The following is a 409-nucleotide window of genomic DNA, read 5'->3' on the forward strand; positions in this document are numbered from 1 at the left end:
TTTGGTTGTTTATTGAAACTAAAACGTAATGTGTGCCTCGGACATGTGCCTCATTTAATAAATTGCGTGTGGTTTCATAATTAGGGTTTATATTATCTAAATACTCCAAAGTATTGTAGGCTTCTCTAATGGTGTATTTATCATCAGACTCTAATAAATCTATACCTTTTTCATATAAATAATCAGATAGTTTTGCTTTACTTTCGGCTATGGCATCACTGTAATCGTTAAATTTAAATACAATGTTTTTACCATTTACATACAGTGGTAAAACGGGCTTAATGGCTTCTTGTCTTGCATCTAAATCATTATAAATTTCAAATATATTTTTTAACAGTTCAGGGTTGTTATCTTTTTTAAAATGTTTTATGGTGTTTAAATCGCGTTCAACAGATTTGTAGTACGCATC

General features: G+C 29.8%; 1 pseudogene. It reads right to left on the reverse strand.

Annotation, left to right across the window (positions count from 1 at the left end):
- Window positions 1-409 (reverse strand): annotated as a pseudogene (locus FUA24_RS25090) (hypothetical protein); the annotation flags it as partial.

This window comes from Seonamhaeicola marinus (assembly GCF_008085455.1).